This is a genomic window from Ruminococcus sp. AM42-11 (assembly GCF_003480145.1).
GTDB classification, from domain to species: domain Bacteria; phylum Bacillota; class Clostridia; order Lachnospirales; family Lachnospiraceae; genus Blautia_A; species Blautia_A faecis.
Genome location: NZ_QUIO01000009.1, coordinates 1 through 17,796, shown reverse-complemented (window position 1 = coordinate 17,796; position 17,796 = coordinate 1). Strand labels below are relative to the sequence as shown.

The window sequence follows — 17,796 nt, the reverse complement described above, 5'->3', positions numbered from 1 at the left end:
AAATTTCGCTATTGTTTACATTTCGTTACGGTTCACTGGTAACGTTCCGCGAGGCGTTTTTGTGAACAAAGTTCATAGATAACACAATTCTGCATGCTTCGTGAAGCTTGTGGATAATACTCATTTTCAGGGAGGATGCCATGGCAGATAAAATACCTGATATTTCACCAAACGTAGACGAAACCATGAAGGAGCTTGAAACCCATGGTTCTTTTGAGCTGCCAGTAGAAACTTATACAGATAATTGTGAGATTTTCCGCTCCTTATACAACCACTGGCATAAAGAAATGGAGATCATCTGTATTGACAAGGGAAACGGGCTTGCAAGGCTTAACCGGGAAACACTGCGTCTGAAAGAGGGAGATCTTCTCATTGTCAACAGCGGTGTTCTGCATGGAATCAAGTCAGATTCCAGACATATTTTATATTACAGAAGCGTGGTGTTTGACCTTAGCTTTCTGGCGGGTCCTGCAGGGGATCTCTGTCAGGAAAAAGTAATCTCCCTGCTTATGGAGAACCGGGCAGAATTCACCCATCTGATCACTCCTGCCAATGAAAATTATAATAATATTTTCCATCTTTTCTGCGAGATCCATAAATGCCACAAGGAAAAACCGCCCTTCTATTATATGAAGCTGAAAGGACTTTTCTATGGGCTTTTTTATGAAATGCTGGCAGGAAATTACATCATTACTACAGATGCCGAACAGAACAGGAATCTTTTATCTGTAAAAAAGGTCCTGGACTATATCAGTGCCCATTACCGTGAGCCTCTGTCTGTAAAGGAACTGTCCGGTCTTTCCAATTACAGTGAATTCTATTTTATGAAGCTGTTCAAACAGTATACCGGAAAAACAGCAGCAGCCTACCTGAATGACTACAGACTTGAAAAGGCAAAGTCCCTGCTTTTGCATACAGATGCATCTGTGACGGACATTGCTCTGGATGTAGGTTTTAACAATACCAGTTATTTTATAAAAAAATTTCAGGAAGCCAATCAGCTGTCCCCTCACAAATTCCGCAAAAAAATGTCATAACAGAACAGTTTTGTTGTATTTTTCTAAGAGATGCATATGCTAATATAACACCATCGAACAAAGGTGATGTCCACGGCATCAGGCATACCGGTGGATTTCAGACGAGCATCATTCACACGCTCTCGAAAGGAGAAAATAATTATGAAAGCTTTAGAAACTATGATCCAGAACATGTTCCACAAAGACTGCGCAGCATGTACCGACCAGGAAGTATACGAAGCACTTCTCACCTATACAAAAGAGCAGTTAGCTGCAAAAGGCTATCACGATGGCAAGAAAAAAATTTACTATATTTCTGCCGAATTTCTCATTGGTAAGCTTCTTTCCAACAATCTGATCAATCTTGGAATCTACGATGAGGTTGCAGAATTTCTGAAAAAAAATGGCAAATCTCTTGCAGAAATTGAATCTGTTGAGCCGGAACCATCTCTTGGAAATGGTGGTCTTGGACGTCTGGCTGCATGTTTCCTGGATTCTATTGCAACACTTGGACTTCCTGGAGAAGGTATTGGTCTGAATTACCATCTTGGACTTTTCAAACAAGTTTTTGAAGACAATCTTCAGCATGAAGTACCGAATCCATGGATCACTCCTGATTCCTGGCTGACTGCTACAAATGTAACTTATATGGTTCCTTTCAGAGGTTTTTCCCTGAAATCTACCATGTATAGTATTGATGTTGCAGGCTATGAAAACAAAGCGATCCACCTTAATCTTTTTGACATTGATCTGGCAGATGAGTCCATGGTTCATGATGGAATTACCTTTAACAAAAAGGATATTCTCCACAATCTGACACTGTTCCTGTATCCGGATGACAGTGATGAAGATGGACGTAAGCTTCGTGTTTACCAGCAGTATTTCATGGTCAGCAATGCCGCTCAGCTGATTCTGGATGAGGCAGTTTCCAAGGGAAGCAACCTTCATGATCTGGCTGATTATGCTGTCGTTCAGATCAACGACACTCACCCAAGTATGATCATTCCTGAGTTCATCCGCCTTCTTGGTGAGCGTGGAATTGACTTTGATGAAGCTGCTGAAATCGTTTCCCATGTATGTGCATATACCAATCATACAATTCTGGCTGAGGCACTTGAAAAATGGCCAATCCATTATCTGGAAGACATTGTTCCACAGCTGGTTCCGATCATCCGCAAGCTGGATGAAAAAGTAAAAGCCAAATATCCGGCTGAAAATCTTGCTATTATTGACAGCAATAATCTGGTTCATATGGCACATATGGACATTCATTATGGCTTCTCAATCAATGGTGTTGCAGCCCTTCATACAGAGATTCTGAAGAACTCCGAGCTGCATCAGTTTTATGAAATTTATCCTGAAAAATTCAATAATAAGACCAATGGTATTACTTTCCGCCGCTGGTTAATGTATTGCAACCAGCCACTGACCAAGTTTATTTCTTCACTTATTGGAGAGGGTTATAAGAAAGATGCCGATGAACTGAAGAAGCTTCTGGCTTACAAAGATGACCAGAAGGTTCTGGATCAGCTGCTTGAGATCAAGACAAATGCAAAGAAGATCTGCAAGGATTTTGTTCTGGAAAATACTGGCATCGAGATTGATGAAAACAGTGTTTTTGATATCCAGATCAAGAGACTTCATGAGTATAAACGTCAGCAGTTAAATGCTCTTTATATTATTTATAAGTATCTGGAAATCAAAGACGGAAAGAAACCGGAAAGACCGATTACTTTCATCTTTGGTGCAAAAGCAGCTCCTGCTTATTACATTGCAAAAGATATCATTCATCTGCTTCTGACTCTGGAAACCCTGATTCAGAATGATCCGGACGTAGCACCTTATATGAAGCTTGTTATGGTGGAAAACTACAATGTAAGTGCTGCTGAAAAACTGATCCCTGCCTGCGATATTTCCGAGCAGATTTCCCTGGCTTCCAAGGAGGCAAGCGGTACCGGAAACATGAAGTTTATGCTGAATGGTGCTATTACTCTTGGTACTATGGACGGAGCAAATGTTGAGATCAGCGATCTGGTTGGCAAGGATAATATTTATATCTTTGGTGAGTCCAGTGATGAAATTATCAAGCATTATGAGAAGATGGATTACAATTCCAGATCAATTTATGAGGGAGATGCTGATATTAAAAAGTATGTAGATTTTATTGTCAGCGAGCCGATGCTGAAGCTTGGTAAAGAGGAACATCTGAGAAACTTCTATAACGAGCTTTTGAATAAAGACTGGTTTATGACTTTGCTGGATCTCAAAGATTATATTAAAGTTAAAGATCAGGTATTTGCAGATTATGAAGACCGTAACAGCTGGGCAAAGAAAATGCTCGTAAATATCGGAGAAGCCGGATTCTTCTCTTCTGACAGAACCATTGAGCAGTATAATAAAGATATCTGGCATTTAAACTAAAAAAGTCCATCCCGTGGCAGTATATATAGCTGTCGCGGGATTTTTTTTAACAATATTCACATTTTCACTCTGAAGTATTACTCTTTTTCTGTTACTGTCTGCAGAGTCAACAGTGATCTTTTTCCCATTACTGTTCCCCTAAGTTCGTACAAAATAAAGCAGCATAACCTTGCAAAATCGAGGATTTCCAATTACAATGAATACATCATTCATGAAAGGATTTTACAAAATGACAAAGGAAGAACTCGCTCTTGAAGTGATAGATCGATTAAAGAAAGAATACCCCCTGGCAGATTGCACTCTTGATTACGATGAAGCCTGGAAACTGTTGGTTAGCGTACGGCTGGCAGCACAGTGTACAGATGCCAGAGTCAATGTTGTAGTGCAGGATCTGTATGCCAGATATCCGGACGTAGCCGCACTTGCAGCAGCTACCCCTGAAGAAATTGAAGCGATTGTAAAGCCTTGCGGACTGGGAAAAAGTAAAGCCAGAGACATCAGCGCATGCATGAAAATCCTGCATGAAAAATACCATGACAATGTTCCATGTGACTTTGACGCTCTTCTCGCCCTCCCTGGTGTAGGACGCAAAAGTGCCAATCTGATCATGGGCGATGTATTCGGTAAACCAGCTATTGTCACTGATACACACTGCATTCGTCTCACCAACCGGATTGGCCTTGTGGATGGAATCAAGGATCCTAAGAAAGTTGAAATGGCACTGTGGAAAATCATTCCGCCGGAAGAGGGAAATGACTTCTGTCACCGCCTGGTAAACCACGGACGGAAAGTCTGTACTGCCAGAACCAGGCCTTATTGCGACAGATGCTGTCTCGCTGATATCTGCGCAAAAAACGGAGTAGACTAAAGCAAAGGCTTTCTGCAGGATATGCAGGTTTTAAAGCTCCCTATAAAAAGGAAGCATTTTCGCCCGGATATTTTCTCGAAAATGCTTCCTTTTACGGTTATTCTCCCACACTTCTTCTCAACGCAAACATAAAAATCTTCTCAAATCCCACACTCACTGCAATAATGACAATTGTCCATGCAAACAGGTCTGGTGTCTCCAGATACACCTTGGCTTTGTATAATTTTTCACCGATGGAACCAGCAGGAATGCCGATTACTTCAGCCGCAATTCCCGCTTTCCAACAGAGACCAAGTCCCAGTTTACAGGCAGTAACTGCATATGGCATAACCTGGGAAAGATAGATAAATTGTAATTTTTTTCCCACTCCCGCTCCAAAGGAATCTGCCATCTCCAGAAGCTGTTTGTCCGTCTGCCTGATTCCTTCCAGAATATTTGTATATACCACTGGAAAAACCATGAGAAACGAAATAAAAACGGATAAGTTTCTGGATGGGATCCAAATCAGGCACAGAATGATAAAAGAAGCAACTGGCGTAGCTTTTATCACCATGATCAATGGCTCCATCAGCACTTCCACAGCAAAAAAAGCAGAAGAAAGCGCCGCCAGAACCGTTCCCAGGATCAAAGCCAGAGAAAATCCCAGTATAATCCTTACGAAACTGAACACCACAGATTTCCAGAAATCTTCCATTACAATCAATTCGGTAAGTCTCTTTATAACAGAAACAGGAGATGCCAGAAGGATCTCCTGTTTCAGCCACATACTGGTCAGCTGCCATACCATAATCCATACAGCAGCTGCCACAATTTTATAAAATATCCGATATTTTTTTGCCTTATCAGCGTTTATAATAGAAGTCCTCATCTGGTAACTGACCTCCGATTGTTTCCGGATTCTGCTCATTTAGTGTGTTCAGATAGCCGGAAAGAATGGTCTGCATTTCGTCGCCCTCCATAAATACAATACTGCATTCCGGAATGGCTTTTGCTGCAACTTCTGCCGGAATAATATCATGGTTTCCAATGATCTGGGCAGCTGCTTCTGTATCAGAATTTACAAATTCTACAGAGTCCTTATATGCATCCATAAACGCATCAATATCTGCTTCATGCTCTTTCAGATAATCATTTCTGGCAATTACAACACCTGTTACCAGCCTGCTTCCATCTGTTGCAGAAGACTCCCAAAGCTCATTCAGGTCAAGGGCCACACGAAGGTTCTCATTCTTCATAAGTGCAGTGGTTACAAAAGGCTGTGGAAGAAGTCCAACTGCTGTCTGGTCTTCTGCAAGCGCTGCTACAACCTCTGCATGCTCAGACTTGTACTCAATGGTCACATCCTTCTCCGGATCCAGTCCATTAGACTTCAGAACAGAGTTTAACGCATACTCCGGAGTTGCACCTTTACCGCTGGCATAAATCGTTTTTCCCTTTAAATCATCTACAGACTGAATGGAATCACCATTCTCCACCAGATAAAGAACACCAAGAGTATTTACTGCCAGAACGCTAACGTTTTTATCTGTTTTCTGATATAAAACGGAGGCTAAATTGGATGGAACAGCAGCTACATCTACCTGTCCCTGAACGATCATTGGAACAATTTCATCTGGAGATGCAGCAAGGGAAAACTCATAATTCTCATCGTCCAGAAGCTGTGCCATTCCCATTGCAGTAGGCCCCTTTAGTGCCCCAATTTTCATTACAGAACTGTCTGTATCCGTCTCATCAGCTGGCTCTTCTGATGTCTCATCTGCCGCTTCCGTTTCTTCATTCTGTTCTTCTGCCAATACAATATTTGCGCTTCCAATACCTCCAGCCATTGTTCCAACACCAAGTGCAGCTGCCATAAACCATGATAATGCTCTTCTCTTCATAGAATGTCCTTTCCGGATCTTTACCTGATCCCATCAGTTCGTAATAGGTTACTGTTCACTGGTAACATTCCGCGAGGTGTTTTTTGTGAACAAAGTTCACAGAAAACCCGAGAGTTGCGGCGCGAAATCATGCAAAGCATGATTTCTGTGCATCGCGAAGCGTGTTACTGTGAACGGAGTGAACAGTAACCGTAATAGAAACTATACTGCTACAGCAGTCAGATATTTGTCTCTTGGATTTATAGTCAAACTATATGCGTCATAATCATTATCCAGATCAAAACATGGAATTCAGGAAAAAGAGAAATTCAGTTTCGTCACAGTCAAAATAATCCGGTTCTACCCATATCATGCTTTATACTGCCTGAAGAAAAGGGTCAGACTGTCCAGGGCCTTGGCAAGGACAAGCGCTTCCTTCTCGTCCAGTACATCAAGCACTGCATCTGTCATTTTGCGGTGAAATTCCGCATGGTGATGATATGCCTTTCTTCCTTTCAGGGTGAGATGGATAAATACCACACGGCGATCCTGCTCACTTCGCTCCCTTGTGGCGTATCCCTTTTTTACAAGGCTGTTCATGGAAGTAGTCAGGGAACCTACGGTGATATTCAGTTTGGCCGCAATGTCGGACATTTTGTTCCCACCAAGGCCTACAGCTTCAATAATATGCATATCATTATTCGTGATATCCTTATATTCTTCCGTAATGATTGCCTGCTCTTCCAGCTCCATAATCTCGTTAAACAGATGTACCAGTACATCATTAATAACTTCCCTGTTCTCCACTCTTTTCTCTCCTATAATGTGACAACATTATTTTCTATAAAACATTCAAGCAAATATTTACGGTAAGTATATCACAATTTGATATGTTTTTCTACAATTTTACAAATTTCTAAAACGAGTATAGCGCTTATTCAGTAATTTTTCCGGCTCAAGCATCTGATATATTTCCAGGAATTCTTCTATTCTGTTTTTCAACTCTTCCATGGTATCTGCCATATTTTCTCTGGTAAGAGGCTGATTCTCAGGGATTACCTGCTCAATAATTCCAAGGTTCTTCAGATCTGTGGCTGTCAGCTTCATTACTTCTGCCGCTTCCTTTGCCCGTGTGCTGTCTTTCCACAAAATAGATGCAAAGCCTTCTGGGGAAAGAATTGAATAAATGGAATTCTCCATCATCCAGACCTGATCACCTGCGGCAAGAGCAAGGGCTCCACCGCTGCCGCCTTCTCCGATTACAATAGAAAGCACCGGAACTTTAAGGCTTGAGAGCTCATACAGATTTCGGGCAATTGCCTCTCCCTGGCCCCGTTCTTCCGCCTCCAGTCCACAGAATGCCCCAGGTGTATCCACAAGGCAGATCACTGGTCTGTGGAACTTTTCTGCCTGCTTCATAAGACGCAGGGATTTTCGATAACCTTCCGGAGAAACCATGCCAAAATTATGGGCAATATTCTCTTTTGTACCATTTCCTTTTTCCTGGACAATCACAGTTACAGGCTTTCCTGCCAGGTATGCAATACCGCCAACCAGAGCCGGATCATCACCAAAAAGCCTGTCTCCATGAAGCTCTGTAAAATAATCAAACAGCCATGGAAGATAATCTTTTCCTGTTGGACGTTCTTTGCTTCGTGCAAGAGAAACATGCTCCCAGGCAGATTTTTTTGCTGTAATTTTCGTCGTAAAATCCACATTCAATTTGCTGTTTACAGACATGCTATCAGCTGAATCAGATTTTTTTACAGAAATATTCTCTGCATTTTCCTGCCCTTCCAGACTTTCTGCGCAGTCATTTTTACAGTGCATTTTCAAGAGTCTGGCCAGTGTTTCTTTCATGTTCTTTCGTTCTGCAATCTGATCAATAAATCCATGTTCCAACAGAAATTCTGAACTCTGAAATCCTTTAGGAAGCTTCTGCCGGATCGTTTGTTCTATCACTCTGGGACCTGCAAAACCAATTAATGCACCTGGTTCTGCCAGGATAATATCTCCCAACATGGCAAAGCTTGCTGTCACACCACCGGTAGTTGGATTCGTAAGGACACTGATATAAAGAAGCCCGGAATCGCTGTGTCTTTTTAAAGCTGCGGAAGTCTTTGCCATCTGCATCAGGGATACAATTCCTTCCTGCATTCTGGCACCTCCTGAGCAGGCAAAAAGCACTACAGGCAAACGTTCCTGTGTTGCCCTTTCCACTGCTCTGGCAATTTTTTCTCCCACATTTTCTCCCATACTAGCCATGAGAAAACGGCTGTCACACACTCCAAGCACTACAGATATTCCACCTATTTTTGCCTTTCCTGTGACAATTGCTTCGTCCAGATTTGTCTTTTCCTGAAGCTTTTTTACCTTCTCTTCGTACCCCTTATAGGACAAAGGATTACTTATTGGCATTACCTTATCCCACTCTTCAAAGGTTCCTTCATCTGCCAGCATTTCGATTCTTCTCCTTGCATGAACACGGAAATAATTACCGCAATGCGGACAGATATAGGCATTCTTTTTCACCTCATCTACAAATACAGCGGCCTTGCAGGCATTGCATTTCTTCAGCATACCATCCGGCACTTCTGGTTTCAGTTCTTTATCTGCACCTGCAGATTTGTTTGCAATTGTACGTTTAAAGGCATATCTAAGCTTCATTTACCTTCACTCCTCCGATCTGATGACTCTCCAGAAAGCCGATATCAAATACACCTTTCTGATAGTCCGGATCGTTCATAATTTCAAACTGATAGTCTACATTTGTATCAACACCCTGAATGATCATTTCTCCAAGAGCGCTTTTCATTTTTGCAATCGCTTCCTCACGGTTATTGCCGTGTACGATCAGCTTTGCAAGCATGGAATCATAATACGGTGGAATCTGATAACCATTGTAAATTCCTGTATCTACCCGGATTCCCTGGCCTCCGGGAAGATGAAGATCCGTGATTGTTCCAGGTGACGGGCGAAAATTTTTCCATGGATTTTCGGCATTAATACGACATTCTATAGCATGTCCCTGAATATGAATATCTTCCTGGGAAAAAGGCAGAGCTTCCCCGGAAGCAATCCTTAACTGCTCCTTAACCAGATCCAGACCGGTAACCCATTCTGTCACAGGATGCTCAACCTGAATACGGGTATTCATCTCCATAAAATAAAATTTCCCTGTCTTTTCAAGGAGAAATTCAATGGTTCCGGCATTTACATAATGTGCTGCTTTCGCCGCTTTTACTGCTGCAATTCCCATCTCTTTCCGCAGCTCTTCTGACACTGCCATAGAAGGAGATTCTTCAATCATTTTCTGATGATTTCGCTGAATCGAACAGTCCCTTTCTCCAAGGTGTACTACATTTCCATGACTGTCTGCAAGGATCTGAAATTCAATATGTCTGGGATGTTCCACAAAATGCTCGATATACATGGTTCCATCTCCAAATGCGATCTGAGATTCCTTCTGGCTGTAAGAAATGCCAGTTCAAAGTCCTCCGGAGAGAAGGCAGTTCTCATACCTTTTCCACCGCCTCCAAGAGCTGCTTTTATGATGACCGGATAGCCAATCTGACTGGCCTCTCTTGCTCCTGTTTCCACATCCAGAATAGCTTTTGTAGTGCCGGGGATTACTGGAACTCCTGCTGCTTCCATGGTATTTCTGGCAATCTGTTTGTTTCCCAGATTCTGGATTACCTGTGATGGAGGTCCCACAAAAGTGATGCCGCACTGCTCACAAATCTGGGCAAATCTGGCATTTTCAGATAAGAAGCCAAATCCAGGATGTATTGCATCTGCACCGGATACTATGGCGGCACTGATAATACTTTCCATATTCAGATAACTTTTAACAGAAGGTCCCGGTCCAATACAGATGGCTTCGTCTGCAAGCTGCGTATGCAGGCTTTCTTTGTCTGCCTCAGAATACACTGCAACTGCTTCTATTCCCATTTCCCGACAGGCGCGGATGATCCTTACGGCAATTTCTCCGCGATTGGCAATTAATAACTTTCTGATCATAATTTCACCCTTCCGAGTATCGTTATATACATCTATCTAGCCCACCATAAAAGTAAGTTCCGCTTTCACTACAACCTTTCCATCCACAGTTGCCACAGCCTCTCCAACACCCATAGGCCCTTTCTGTTTCATGACTTTCATTTCCAGTTTTAGCTTATCTCCAGGCTGAACTTTCCCTTTAAACCGGCACTTATCAATGCCGCCAAAGTAAGCAATCCTGCCTTTGTTTTCAGGCTTGGAAAGAATCGCGACCGCACCTGTCTGTGCCAGTGCCTCCACGATCAGAACGCCTGGCATTACCGGCTCCTGGGGAAAATGTCCTTTAAAAAAATCCTCCCGGAATGTGACACATTTATAGCCAACAGCAAATTCTCCCGGTTCATAATCTTCGATGTAGTCAACCAAAAGGAACGGGTGACGATGAGGAAGGATTTCCTCAATTTGTTTTATATTTAAGTGATTCATATCTGCTCCTATTTCATTGAAAAACAAATGTATTTATCCTATTTTTGATAAAATGGTCTGCGTGTCAAAAGGGATTCTGACCTTTTAACATGGATATTATAAAATTTAGCTTCTTTCTATATCAACGGATTACAAATAACGGCTGTCCATACTCTACAGGCTGACCGTTTTCAACCAGAATTTCTGCAACTTCTCCATCAAAATCGCTTTCAATATCGTTCATCAGTTTCATAGCTTCTACAATAGCAAGAATCTGTCCTTTTTTTACTATATCTCCCACTTTTACAAAGGCAGGAGCATCCTCAGATGGAGCTGCATAGAATGTTCCTACCAGAGGAGATTTCACAGTATTTCCTGTTGGTTCTCCGTTGGAAATCATTGTATCTGAAGCCTGTTTTTTCTCACTTGCAGAAAGTTCTTTATCCGCCATTTTTCTATCTGGAGCCTGTTCTGAAATGCTATACTTTTCTCCATATACGAAACCTTTTTCTCCTGTTTCAGCACCAGATAATATGTTATTTTGCATGGTTCCAGGTATGATCACAGGTGCAATTTTATTATTTAAAGTCAGTTTCACTCCATCACTTTCATAGCAGAAAGACTCCAGATGAGAAGCTGATACATGGTCAACCAACTTTAATATCTGTTCAAATTCCATGATTTTTTCTCCTTATTTACAGCAATTTCTGCAGCAATTCATACTTTAAATGTAGCTGTTCAGTACCTTCAAAGTTACAGGCTTCGTAAACTGATATTACTCACTTTTACCTGTATTTTTTCATTAAAAGTACTGCGTTATGTCCACCAAATCCAAGAGAATTACTCATAGCATAATTTACTTCCTGCCGTGTTGGTCCGCCGATACAATAATCGAGATCCAACTCTTCTTCTGTCTCCTTTGTGCCTACAGTCTGATGAATAAAACCTTCCTCAATGGACTTCACACAGACAACAGCTTCCACACCTCCGGCGGCTCCTAAAAGATGTCCGATCATAGATTTGGTAGAATTGATTTTTACCTTCTTTGCCGCATCTCCAAGGGCTGCTTTAATGGCTCTTGTCTCAAAGAGATCGTTGTGGTGTGTACCGGTTCCATGCGCATTAATGTAGTCGATTTCTTCTGGCTGTACACCAGCTTCTTTCATTGCATCCGTCATAGCACGTGCCGCTCCGCTGCCGTCTTCAATCGGAGACGTAATGTGGTAGGCATCGGCAGTTGCGCCATATCCCACTACCTCAGCATAGATCTTCGCACCACGTGCTTTTGCATGCTCAAGTTCCTCCAGAACAACAACTCCGGCTCCTTCTCCAATTACGAAACCGCCTCTTTCTTTATCGAATGGAATGGACGCACGATATGGATCCTGACTGGTGCTAAGGGCGGTCAGATTCGTGAATCCCGCCACACCAACCGGGCTGATCGCACCTTCCGTTCCCCCTGCGATCATAACCTCTGCATCACCATACTGGATTGCACGAAATGCATCTCCGATACAATGTGTTCCAGACGCACAGGCAGTCACTACGTTGGTGCATTTTCCCCTTGCACCAAGAGCAATGGATACGTTTCCAGCGGCCATATTGCTGATCATTTTGGGAACAAGAAGAGGGTCAACCTTGGATGGTCCGCGCTGGATCAGTCTCTGATCTGCAGATTCCATTGCCTGAAGGCTTCCAATTCCGGATCCCACGATCACTCCGACACGGAAAGGATCTTCTTTTCCCATTTCAATTCCTGCATCTGCCATAGCCTCCTTTGCTGCAGCCACTGCATATTGGGAAAACAGTTCCATTCGTTTGGCAGATTTGAAATCCATATAATCTTTTGCATTAAAATCTTTTACTTCTGCCGCAAGCTTCACCTTAAAATCTGCAGTATCAAATCTGGTAATTTCTCCAATTCCTACCTTACCTGTTTTTACACTTTCCCAGAAGGCCTGCACATTATTTCCCACAGGTGTTACTGCTCCAAGTCCAGTCACCACTACACGTCTTTTACTCATAACATTCCTCCGTCTACGCACAAAACCTGCCCTGTAATATATCTGGCTTCCGGTGATGCCAGGAATGCTACTGCCTTGGCTACATCCTCCGGTTCACCATAAGTTCCCATAGGAATATTCTTCAAGGTTTCTTCTTTTACCTTATCAGAAAGTACATCTGTCATGTCCGTTCTGATAAAGCCAGGAGCAACGGCATTTACGGTAATTCCTCTTGATGCAAGTTCCTTTGCTGCAGTCTTTGTGAGACCGATCACACCTGCTTTTGAGGCTGCATAATTAGCCTGTCCGGGGTTTCCGCCGAGGCCAACAATGGATGCCATATTTACAATGCGTCCGCTTTTCTGCTTCAACATCTGTCTGGCCACATGACGAATGCAGTTAAAAGTTCCTTTAAGATTTGTATCTATAACCCTACAGAAATCATCCTCACTCATTGCCATCAGAAGCCCGTCTTTTGTAATTCCTGCGTTATTCACCAAGATATCTATCTGTCCATATTTTTTTACTGTTTCTTTAATAAAAGCGCCGCAGGCATCAAAGTCAGATACGTTGCACTGACTGGTTTCAGCCGAACCTCCGGCAGCAATAATCTCTGCTTTCACTGCCTCTGCTTTTTCTTTTGAACCATTATAATTTATAACTACAAATGCTCCCTTAGCAGCAAGCTCAAGAGCAATCGCTCTTCCAATTCCACGGGAAGCACCTGTTACAACTGCAATCTTTTTTTCTGCATTCATTCCTTGTTTTACTCCTGTAAAGTCAGGTAAATATCATATTTTTCCAGCACGACAAGCATTAACTTTCCCCTTGTTAACCACTTCTGAATTTCTCCGTATCGGCTGCTTCTGATAATACCTGTATTGTTTTAATTAACTGTTTTTGATCTTATTTTCTACTGTGTATAAGATCTGAAATCTGTTCAAGATCTTCCACATTCTGAATATTATAGGTCTTCATTTCCGGCGCTATTTTCTTCATAAAACCAGCCAAAGTCTTTCCGGGACCAATCTCTACGAAAGTATCCACACCCTCCTGAATCATCTTTCCACACTCTGCTGCCAAAGAACAGAGGAAGAAATCTGCCTTGCAAGAAGATCTTTTGTCTCGCTGATGTCTGTCACACACTGGGCGGTCACATTGGTCACATAAGGAATCTTCAGACCGGAAAACTCTACTTTTGACAGTTCTTTTTCCAGTTCTTTTCCTGCATTTTGAAGCAAAGAGGAATGAAAAGGACCACTTACTGCAAGGGAAAGTACACGCCTTGCACCGGCTTCTTTCAGCTTCACAGAAGCTTCTTCTACAGCGGGTTTTGGTCCTGTGATAACAATCTGTCCAGGGCAATTATAATTGGCAATTTCAGCCTTTGTTCCTGCAATTGCGGTCTGGATCTTATCTGCATCAAGACCTATAACAGCTGCCATAGAGCCTTCTCCTGCCGGCACTGCGTGTTCCATAAGGATTCCTCTTTTTCGCACAGTTACTATGGCATCTTTCACACTCATTCCACCTGAAACAGCGATAGCACAGTACTCTCCAAGGCTTAATCCGGCAGTTATATCCGGATAAAGCCCACACTCCTCCACCACTTTTTCCATTGCAAGACAAGTAGTTACCAGTGCTGCCTGCGTATATTCTGTAAGGTTTAATCTGTCATTTTTTTCAAAGCAAAGAGCTTTCATATCCAGAGAAAGCCATTGACTTGCCTGGTCAAAAACCTGTCTGGCAGAGGGATACTTTTCATAAAAATCCTGTCCCATTCCAGCCTTCTGTGCTCCCTGTCCAGGGAAAAGAAATGCGATCTTACTCATAAATTCCAGTTCCTTTCAACAACGCATCCGTCTCTTTTACCAACTTTCTGATCAGTTCCTGACAGCTCATCTGCTCCTTCACAAGTCCTGCACTCTGACCAGCCATAACGCTTCCCATTTTCACATCTCCGTCTACAACAGCACGGCGCAGGCTGCCAAGCGTCATCTGCTCCAGTTCCTCAAACGGAACTCCTTCTGCCTCTTTTTTCAAGTATTCTTTTGTCATCTGATTGCGGAGAGCACGTACCGGATGACCGGTGGAACGACCGGTTACCTTTGTATCAATGTCCTTTGCTTTCAGTATCATATCTTTGTAATTCTGATGTGCCCAGCACTCTGTGGTTGCCACAAAATGAGTTCCCATCTGAACAGCTTTTGCACCAAGCATGAAGGCTGCTGCAATCCCTCTTCCGTCTGCGATTCCACCAGCTGCAATAACCGGAATGTTCACTGCATCTACGACCTGAGGCACCAGAACCATTGTGGTTGTCTCACCGATATGACCGCCGGATTCACATCCTTCTGCCACTACAGCATCCGCTCCGCATCGCTCCATTCTCTTTGCGTGAGCCACAGAAGCAATAACCGGAATGATCTTTACTCCTGCTTCTTTCCACATTTTCATGTATTTCTCAGGGTTTCCTGCACCAGTTGTAACCACTGGAACTTTTTCTTCCACAATTACCTGTGCAATCTCATCTGCATATGGACTCATCAGCATAATATTCACACCAAAAGGTTTATCGGTGAGTTTTTTCACCTCCCGTACCTGCTGTCGAACCCAGTCTGCAGGAGCGCTTGCGGCTCCAATCAGCCCAAGCCCGCCAGCTGCTGAAACAGCTGCTGCCAGATGATATTCTGCCACCCAGGCCATGCCGCCCTGAATGATCGGGTATTCAATTCCAAGTAATTCCGTAACTTCTGTTTTCATGAAATTCTCCATTCTGTAATTCCGTTATACCATACCCACCTATGGCAAATACATGCCGGAATCATCCTTTAAATAACTTATATTTCCTGACATTCCGGCTGATTATTTCTGTATACTGCCAAAGTCTGAATACAAAATTTTCAAATTACTGGCGACTCTGAAGATAGCTTTCCACATCACCGATGGTCTTAATATTCTCAAGATCTTCAGTAGGAATCTCTACCTCAAACTCTTCCTCCAGTGCCATTACCATCTCAAAAAGATCAAGGGAATCTGCTCCGAGATCTTCTTTGAAAGATGTTTCTGCTGTCATTGTACTTACGTCTGCTCCTAATGAATCTGCTGCGATTTCTTTGATTTTTTCTAACATTTTTTTGTTCTCCTTATTTTGTTTTTTAGATTTTCAAATCCATTTTTCAACTTTTTATGATTCAAAGCTTTACTTGGTTGCTGTTCACTTTATATGACCCGAGTGTGTTGAAAAAGGCATTCTGCAAAATAGGCGCGCAAATTGCGGAAATGATTTTCAAAGCGCTCTCTAACAACCTGTATTTATCAGCCTGAATTACCTGATTTCCATGGCAAAGCAGTCTTTTTTATCTGCTATAGTTTTATTTTTCAAAGCCCTGATACACATTTTTACCACTGAAGCAGGCTGGCTCCATAGGTAAGTCCACCGCCAAATCCTGAAAGGATAATCCAGTCTCCTGAATTTAATCTGCCTTTTTTATTCCACTCATCCAGGAGAAGCGGAATGCTTGCGGAGGATGTATTTCCCAGATTTTCTATATTCATCGGATACTTTTCCAAAGGTTCGTTCATGTGTTTTGACACTGAAGCAACAATCCTTTTATTCGCCTGATGAAGCATGTAAAAGCGGATTTCTTCTTTTGTTTTTCCTGCTTTTTCCAGCACCTCCATAATCACTTCCGGAACTTTGGAAACTGCAAATTTGAATACTTCTTTTCCATCCATCAGCATGTAAGTTGAAGAAATATCTGCGTCTTTTTCTATAAATTGCTGCTGATTGCGGCTGACACAGGTAAGGGCTTCGCCTCTGCTTCCAATAGAATGAACAGCCTGGGTATAGACTGCATTTTCTTCCGCTTCCAGCACCACCGCACCGGCGCCATCGCCAAACAATACGCAGGTACTTCTGTCCTTCCAGTTTGTAAGATGGGAAAGAGTTTCAGAACCAATTACCAATGCCCTGCGATAAATCTGCTGTCCCAGATAGGCCTGGGCTGTATTCAACGCCAACAGAAATCCTGTGCATGCACCGTTCAGATCAAAACAGGCTGCGTTCACTGCACCGATCAGTTTCTGCACTTCGCATGCAGCACACGGCATGATTCTTTCAGATGACATGGTAGACACCAGGAGCAAATCAATCTCTTCCGGTCGCATTCCTGCATCTGAAAGAGCTTCCTCAGCCGCACGAGCTGCCATATAAGCAACGGTCTCTCCACCGCTTGCAATGTGTCTCTGACCGATTCCGGTTCGCCCACGAATCCACTCATCACTTGTATCCATCATGTGGGACAGTTTGTCATTGTCCCACACCTGAACCGGCCTGTAGGAACCGGTTCCCTTTATTTTTCCAACCATAATACCCTCCAGGTATGTTGTATAGTTCTTATTTTTAATTTAAAATAGTTTGATTATCAAAGTATATCACATTTTTGGACTTTGTCAATAAAAAATACTGTCAAAACCAAAACTTTATTTTGTTTCGGTTCTGACAGTATTTTGGGGTTATTTCTTTACTTTGACTTTGCAGGTAATTTTTTTGTTTCCTGACTTCACTGTAATTGTAGCTGTTCCTTTCTTTTTCGCAACTATTTTTCCTTTTGAATTTACTGCTGCTACTTTGGAATTGGAACTTTTATAAGTTACTTTTTGCTGGCTGGTGACTGGTGTGCGAGTAACTTTCAGCTGAAAGCTTTTTCCTTTTCTGGCAAGGATTATATTCCGTTTATTCACGGAAACAGCAATTGTTTTTACAATACCTTTCTGCACTTTTACCTGGTAAATCCTACGGCTTCCGTTGGTATAAGTGATGGTTACCGTTGCTTTTCCAGCTTTTTTCCCAGTGATTTTGCCCTTCTTATCCACTTTGACAATTTTCTTATTGGTGGTGCGGACTGACTTTATTTTACCACCGGACTTGTAGGTTTGTTTTACCCGTAAGGTAAGTGTGGTGGTAGTTTGCACGGGTGTCGCAGTCGGCACTGGGGTTGCAGTCGGGATTGGAGTGACGCTTACAGTGGGTATCGGTGCTACGCTCGCGGTTGGGGTCGGTTCCGCACTTACGATCGGCGTCGGTTTCACGCTTACGGTCGGAGTCGATTCCGCACTTGCAGTCGGGGTCGGAGCCACGCTTGCAGTCGGGGTCGGTTCCG

Annotated in this window: 15 protein-coding genes and 2 pseudogenes; 3 read left to right on the top strand and 14 right to left on the bottom strand. The window is 42.8% G+C overall.

All coding sequences use genetic code 11. The features are described from left to right. Positions 1-140 precede the first annotated feature (140 nt). The 3 genes from DW904_RS07095 (at position 141) to nth (ending at position 4,305) form a co-directional block, all read left to right on the top strand. The gene (locus tag DW904_RS07095; RefSeq protein WP_226836606.1) at positions 141-1,037 is read left to right on the top strand and encodes an AraC family transcriptional regulator; all 897 of its coding nucleotides are present in this window, start codon (positions 141-143) and stop codon (positions 1,035-1,037) included. A 141-nt stretch (positions 1,038-1,178) separates the two neighbouring features. Next, entirely contained in the window at positions 1,179-3,437 is a 2,259-nt protein-coding gene (locus DW904_RS07090; protein WP_118578799.1) for a glycogen/starch/alpha-glucan phosphorylase, read from the top strand. 229 nt (positions 3,438-3,666) lie between these two features. After that, positions 3,667-4,305, top strand: coding sequence for an endonuclease III (gene nth, locus DW904_RS07085; protein WP_118578971.1), 639 nt, complete (start codon positions 3,667-3,669; stop codon positions 4,303-4,305). Positions 4,306-4,402: 97 nt separating this feature from the next. Here nth and DW904_RS07080 read toward each other — a convergent pair whose 3' ends face one another. The 14 genes and pseudogenes from DW904_RS07080 to DW904_RS07015 all read right to left on the bottom strand — a co-directional run. Then, the gene (locus DW904_RS07080) at positions 4,403-5,173 is read right to left on the bottom strand and encodes an ABC transporter permease subunit (protein ID WP_118578797.1); all 771 of its coding nucleotides are present in this window, start codon (positions 5,171-5,173) and stop codon (positions 4,403-4,405) included. Beyond that, a complete protein-coding gene (locus DW904_RS07075) occupies positions 5,148-6,185 on the bottom strand; it encodes an ABC transporter substrate-binding protein (protein ID WP_118578795.1) in 1,038 nt (345 codons plus the stop codon). The genes DW904_RS07080 and DW904_RS07075 overlap by 26 nt, the downstream gene beginning before the upstream one ends. Positions 6,186-6,533: 348 nt before the next feature. Then, positions 6,534-6,971 carry a MarR family transcriptional regulator gene (locus DW904_RS07070; protein ID WP_330382748.1) on the bottom strand — a complete coding sequence of 146 codons (438 nt, stop codon included), beginning with the start codon at positions 6,969-6,971 and terminating at the stop codon, positions 6,534-6,536. A gap of 99 nt (positions 6,972-7,070) precedes the next feature. Continuing rightward, positions 7,071-8,831, bottom strand: coding sequence for an acetyl-CoA carboxylase carboxyltransferase subunit alpha (locus tag DW904_RS07065; RefSeq protein WP_118578793.1), 1,761 nt, complete (start codon positions 8,829-8,831; stop codon positions 7,071-7,073). Further along, positions 8,821-10,184: pseudogene (locus tag DW904_RS07060) on the bottom strand (acetyl-CoA carboxylase biotin carboxylase subunit). Before DW904_RS07060 ends, DW904_RS07065 begins: the two are co-directional and overlap by 11 nt. A gap of 36 nt (positions 10,185-10,220) precedes the next feature. Continuing rightward, positions 10,221-10,649, bottom strand: coding sequence for a 3-hydroxyacyl-ACP dehydratase FabZ (gene fabZ / locus DW904_RS07055; protein ID WP_118578791.1), 429 nt, complete (start codon positions 10,647-10,649; stop codon positions 10,221-10,223). A 121-nt stretch (positions 10,650-10,770) separates the two neighbouring features. Continuing rightward, positions 10,771-11,307, bottom strand: coding sequence for an acetyl-CoA carboxylase biotin carboxyl carrier protein (gene accB, locus DW904_RS07050; RefSeq protein WP_118578789.1), 537 nt, complete (start codon positions 11,305-11,307; stop codon positions 10,771-10,773). A gap of 106 nt (positions 11,308-11,413) precedes the next feature. Further along, positions 11,414-12,652, bottom strand: coding sequence for a beta-ketoacyl-ACP synthase II (gene fabF / locus DW904_RS07045; protein WP_118578787.1), 1,239 nt, complete (start codon positions 12,650-12,652; stop codon positions 11,414-11,416). Beyond that, positions 12,649-13,389, bottom strand: a complete 741-nt coding sequence (gene fabG / locus DW904_RS07040) for a 3-oxoacyl-[acyl-carrier-protein] reductase (protein WP_118578785.1) — start codon at positions 13,387-13,389, stop codon at positions 12,649-12,651. Before fabG ends, fabF begins: the two co-directional genes overlap by 4 nt. A 148-nt stretch (positions 13,390-13,537) precedes the next feature. Further along, positions 13,538-14,463, bottom strand: a pseudogene (gene fabD / locus DW904_RS07035) (ACP S-malonyltransferase). Next, complete coding sequence (gene fabK / locus DW904_RS07030; RefSeq protein WP_118578783.1) at positions 14,456-15,394, bottom strand: enoyl-[acyl-carrier-protein] reductase FabK; 939 nt, start codon at positions 15,392-15,394, stop codon at positions 14,456-14,458. Before fabK ends, fabD begins: the two are co-directional and overlap by 8 nt. A 145-nt stretch (positions 15,395-15,539) precedes the next feature. Beyond that, a complete protein-coding gene (acpP, locus tag DW904_RS07025) occupies positions 15,540-15,764 on the bottom strand; it encodes an acyl carrier protein (protein ID WP_118578781.1) in 225 nt (74 codons plus the stop codon). 269 nt (positions 15,765-16,033) lie between these two features. After that, positions 16,034-17,002 carry a beta-ketoacyl-ACP synthase III gene (locus tag DW904_RS07020; protein ID WP_118578779.1) on the bottom strand — a complete coding sequence of 323 codons (969 nt, stop codon included), beginning with the start codon at positions 17,000-17,002 and terminating at the stop codon, positions 16,034-16,036. A 147-nt stretch (positions 17,003-17,149) separates the two neighbouring features. Next, a partial coding sequence (locus DW904_RS07015) for an Ig-like domain-containing protein (RefSeq protein ID WP_202187683.1) occupies positions 17,150-17,796 on the bottom strand: 647 nt, incomplete at its 5' end.

Excerpts from the sequence above, each read along its gene's own strand:
- DW904_RS07095 (WP_226836606.1), top strand. The coding sequence starts at position 141 with ATGGCAGATAAAATACCTGATATTTCACCAAACGTAGACGAAACCATG.
- DW904_RS07090 (WP_118578799.1), top strand. The coding sequence starts at position 1,179 with ATGAAAGCTTTAGAAACTATGATCCAGAACATGTTCCACAAAGACTGC.
- nth (WP_118578971.1), top strand. The coding sequence starts at position 3,667 with ATGACAAAGGAAGAACTCGCTCTTGAAGTGATAGATCGATTAAAGAAA.
- DW904_RS07080 (WP_118578797.1), bottom strand. The coding sequence starts at position 5,173 with ATGAGGACTTCTATTATAAACGCTGATAAGGCAAAAAAATATCGGATA.
- DW904_RS07075 (WP_118578795.1), bottom strand. The coding sequence starts at position 6,185 with ATGAAGAGAAGAGCATTATCATGGTTTATGGCAGCTGCACTTGGTGTT.
- DW904_RS07065 (WP_118578793.1), bottom strand. The coding sequence starts at position 8,831 with ATGAAGCTTAGATATGCCTTTAAACGTACAATTGCAAACAAATCTGCA.
- fabZ (WP_118578791.1), bottom strand. The coding sequence starts at position 10,649 with ATGAATCACTTAAATATAAAACAAATTGAGGAAATCCTTCCTCATCGT.
- accB (WP_118578789.1), bottom strand. The coding sequence starts at position 11,307 with ATGGAATTTGAACAGATATTAAAGTTGGTTGACCATGTATCAGCTTCT.
- fabF (WP_118578787.1), bottom strand. The coding sequence starts at position 12,652 with ATGAGTAAAAGACGTGTAGTGGTGACTGGACTTGGAGCAGTAACACCT.
- fabG (WP_118578785.1), bottom strand. The coding sequence starts at position 13,389 with ATGAATGCAGAAAAAAAGATTGCAGTTGTAACAGGTGCTTCCCGTGGA.
- fabK (WP_118578783.1), bottom strand. The coding sequence starts at position 15,394 with ATGAAAACAGAAGTTACGGAATTACTTGGAATTGAATACCCGATCATT.
- acpP (WP_118578781.1), bottom strand. The coding sequence starts at position 15,764 with ATGTTAGAAAAAATCAAAGAAATCGCAGCAGATTCATTAGGAGCAGAC.
- DW904_RS07020 (WP_118578779.1), bottom strand. The coding sequence starts at position 17,002 with ATGGTTGGAAAAATAAAGGGAACCGGTTCCTACAGGCCGGTTCAGGTG.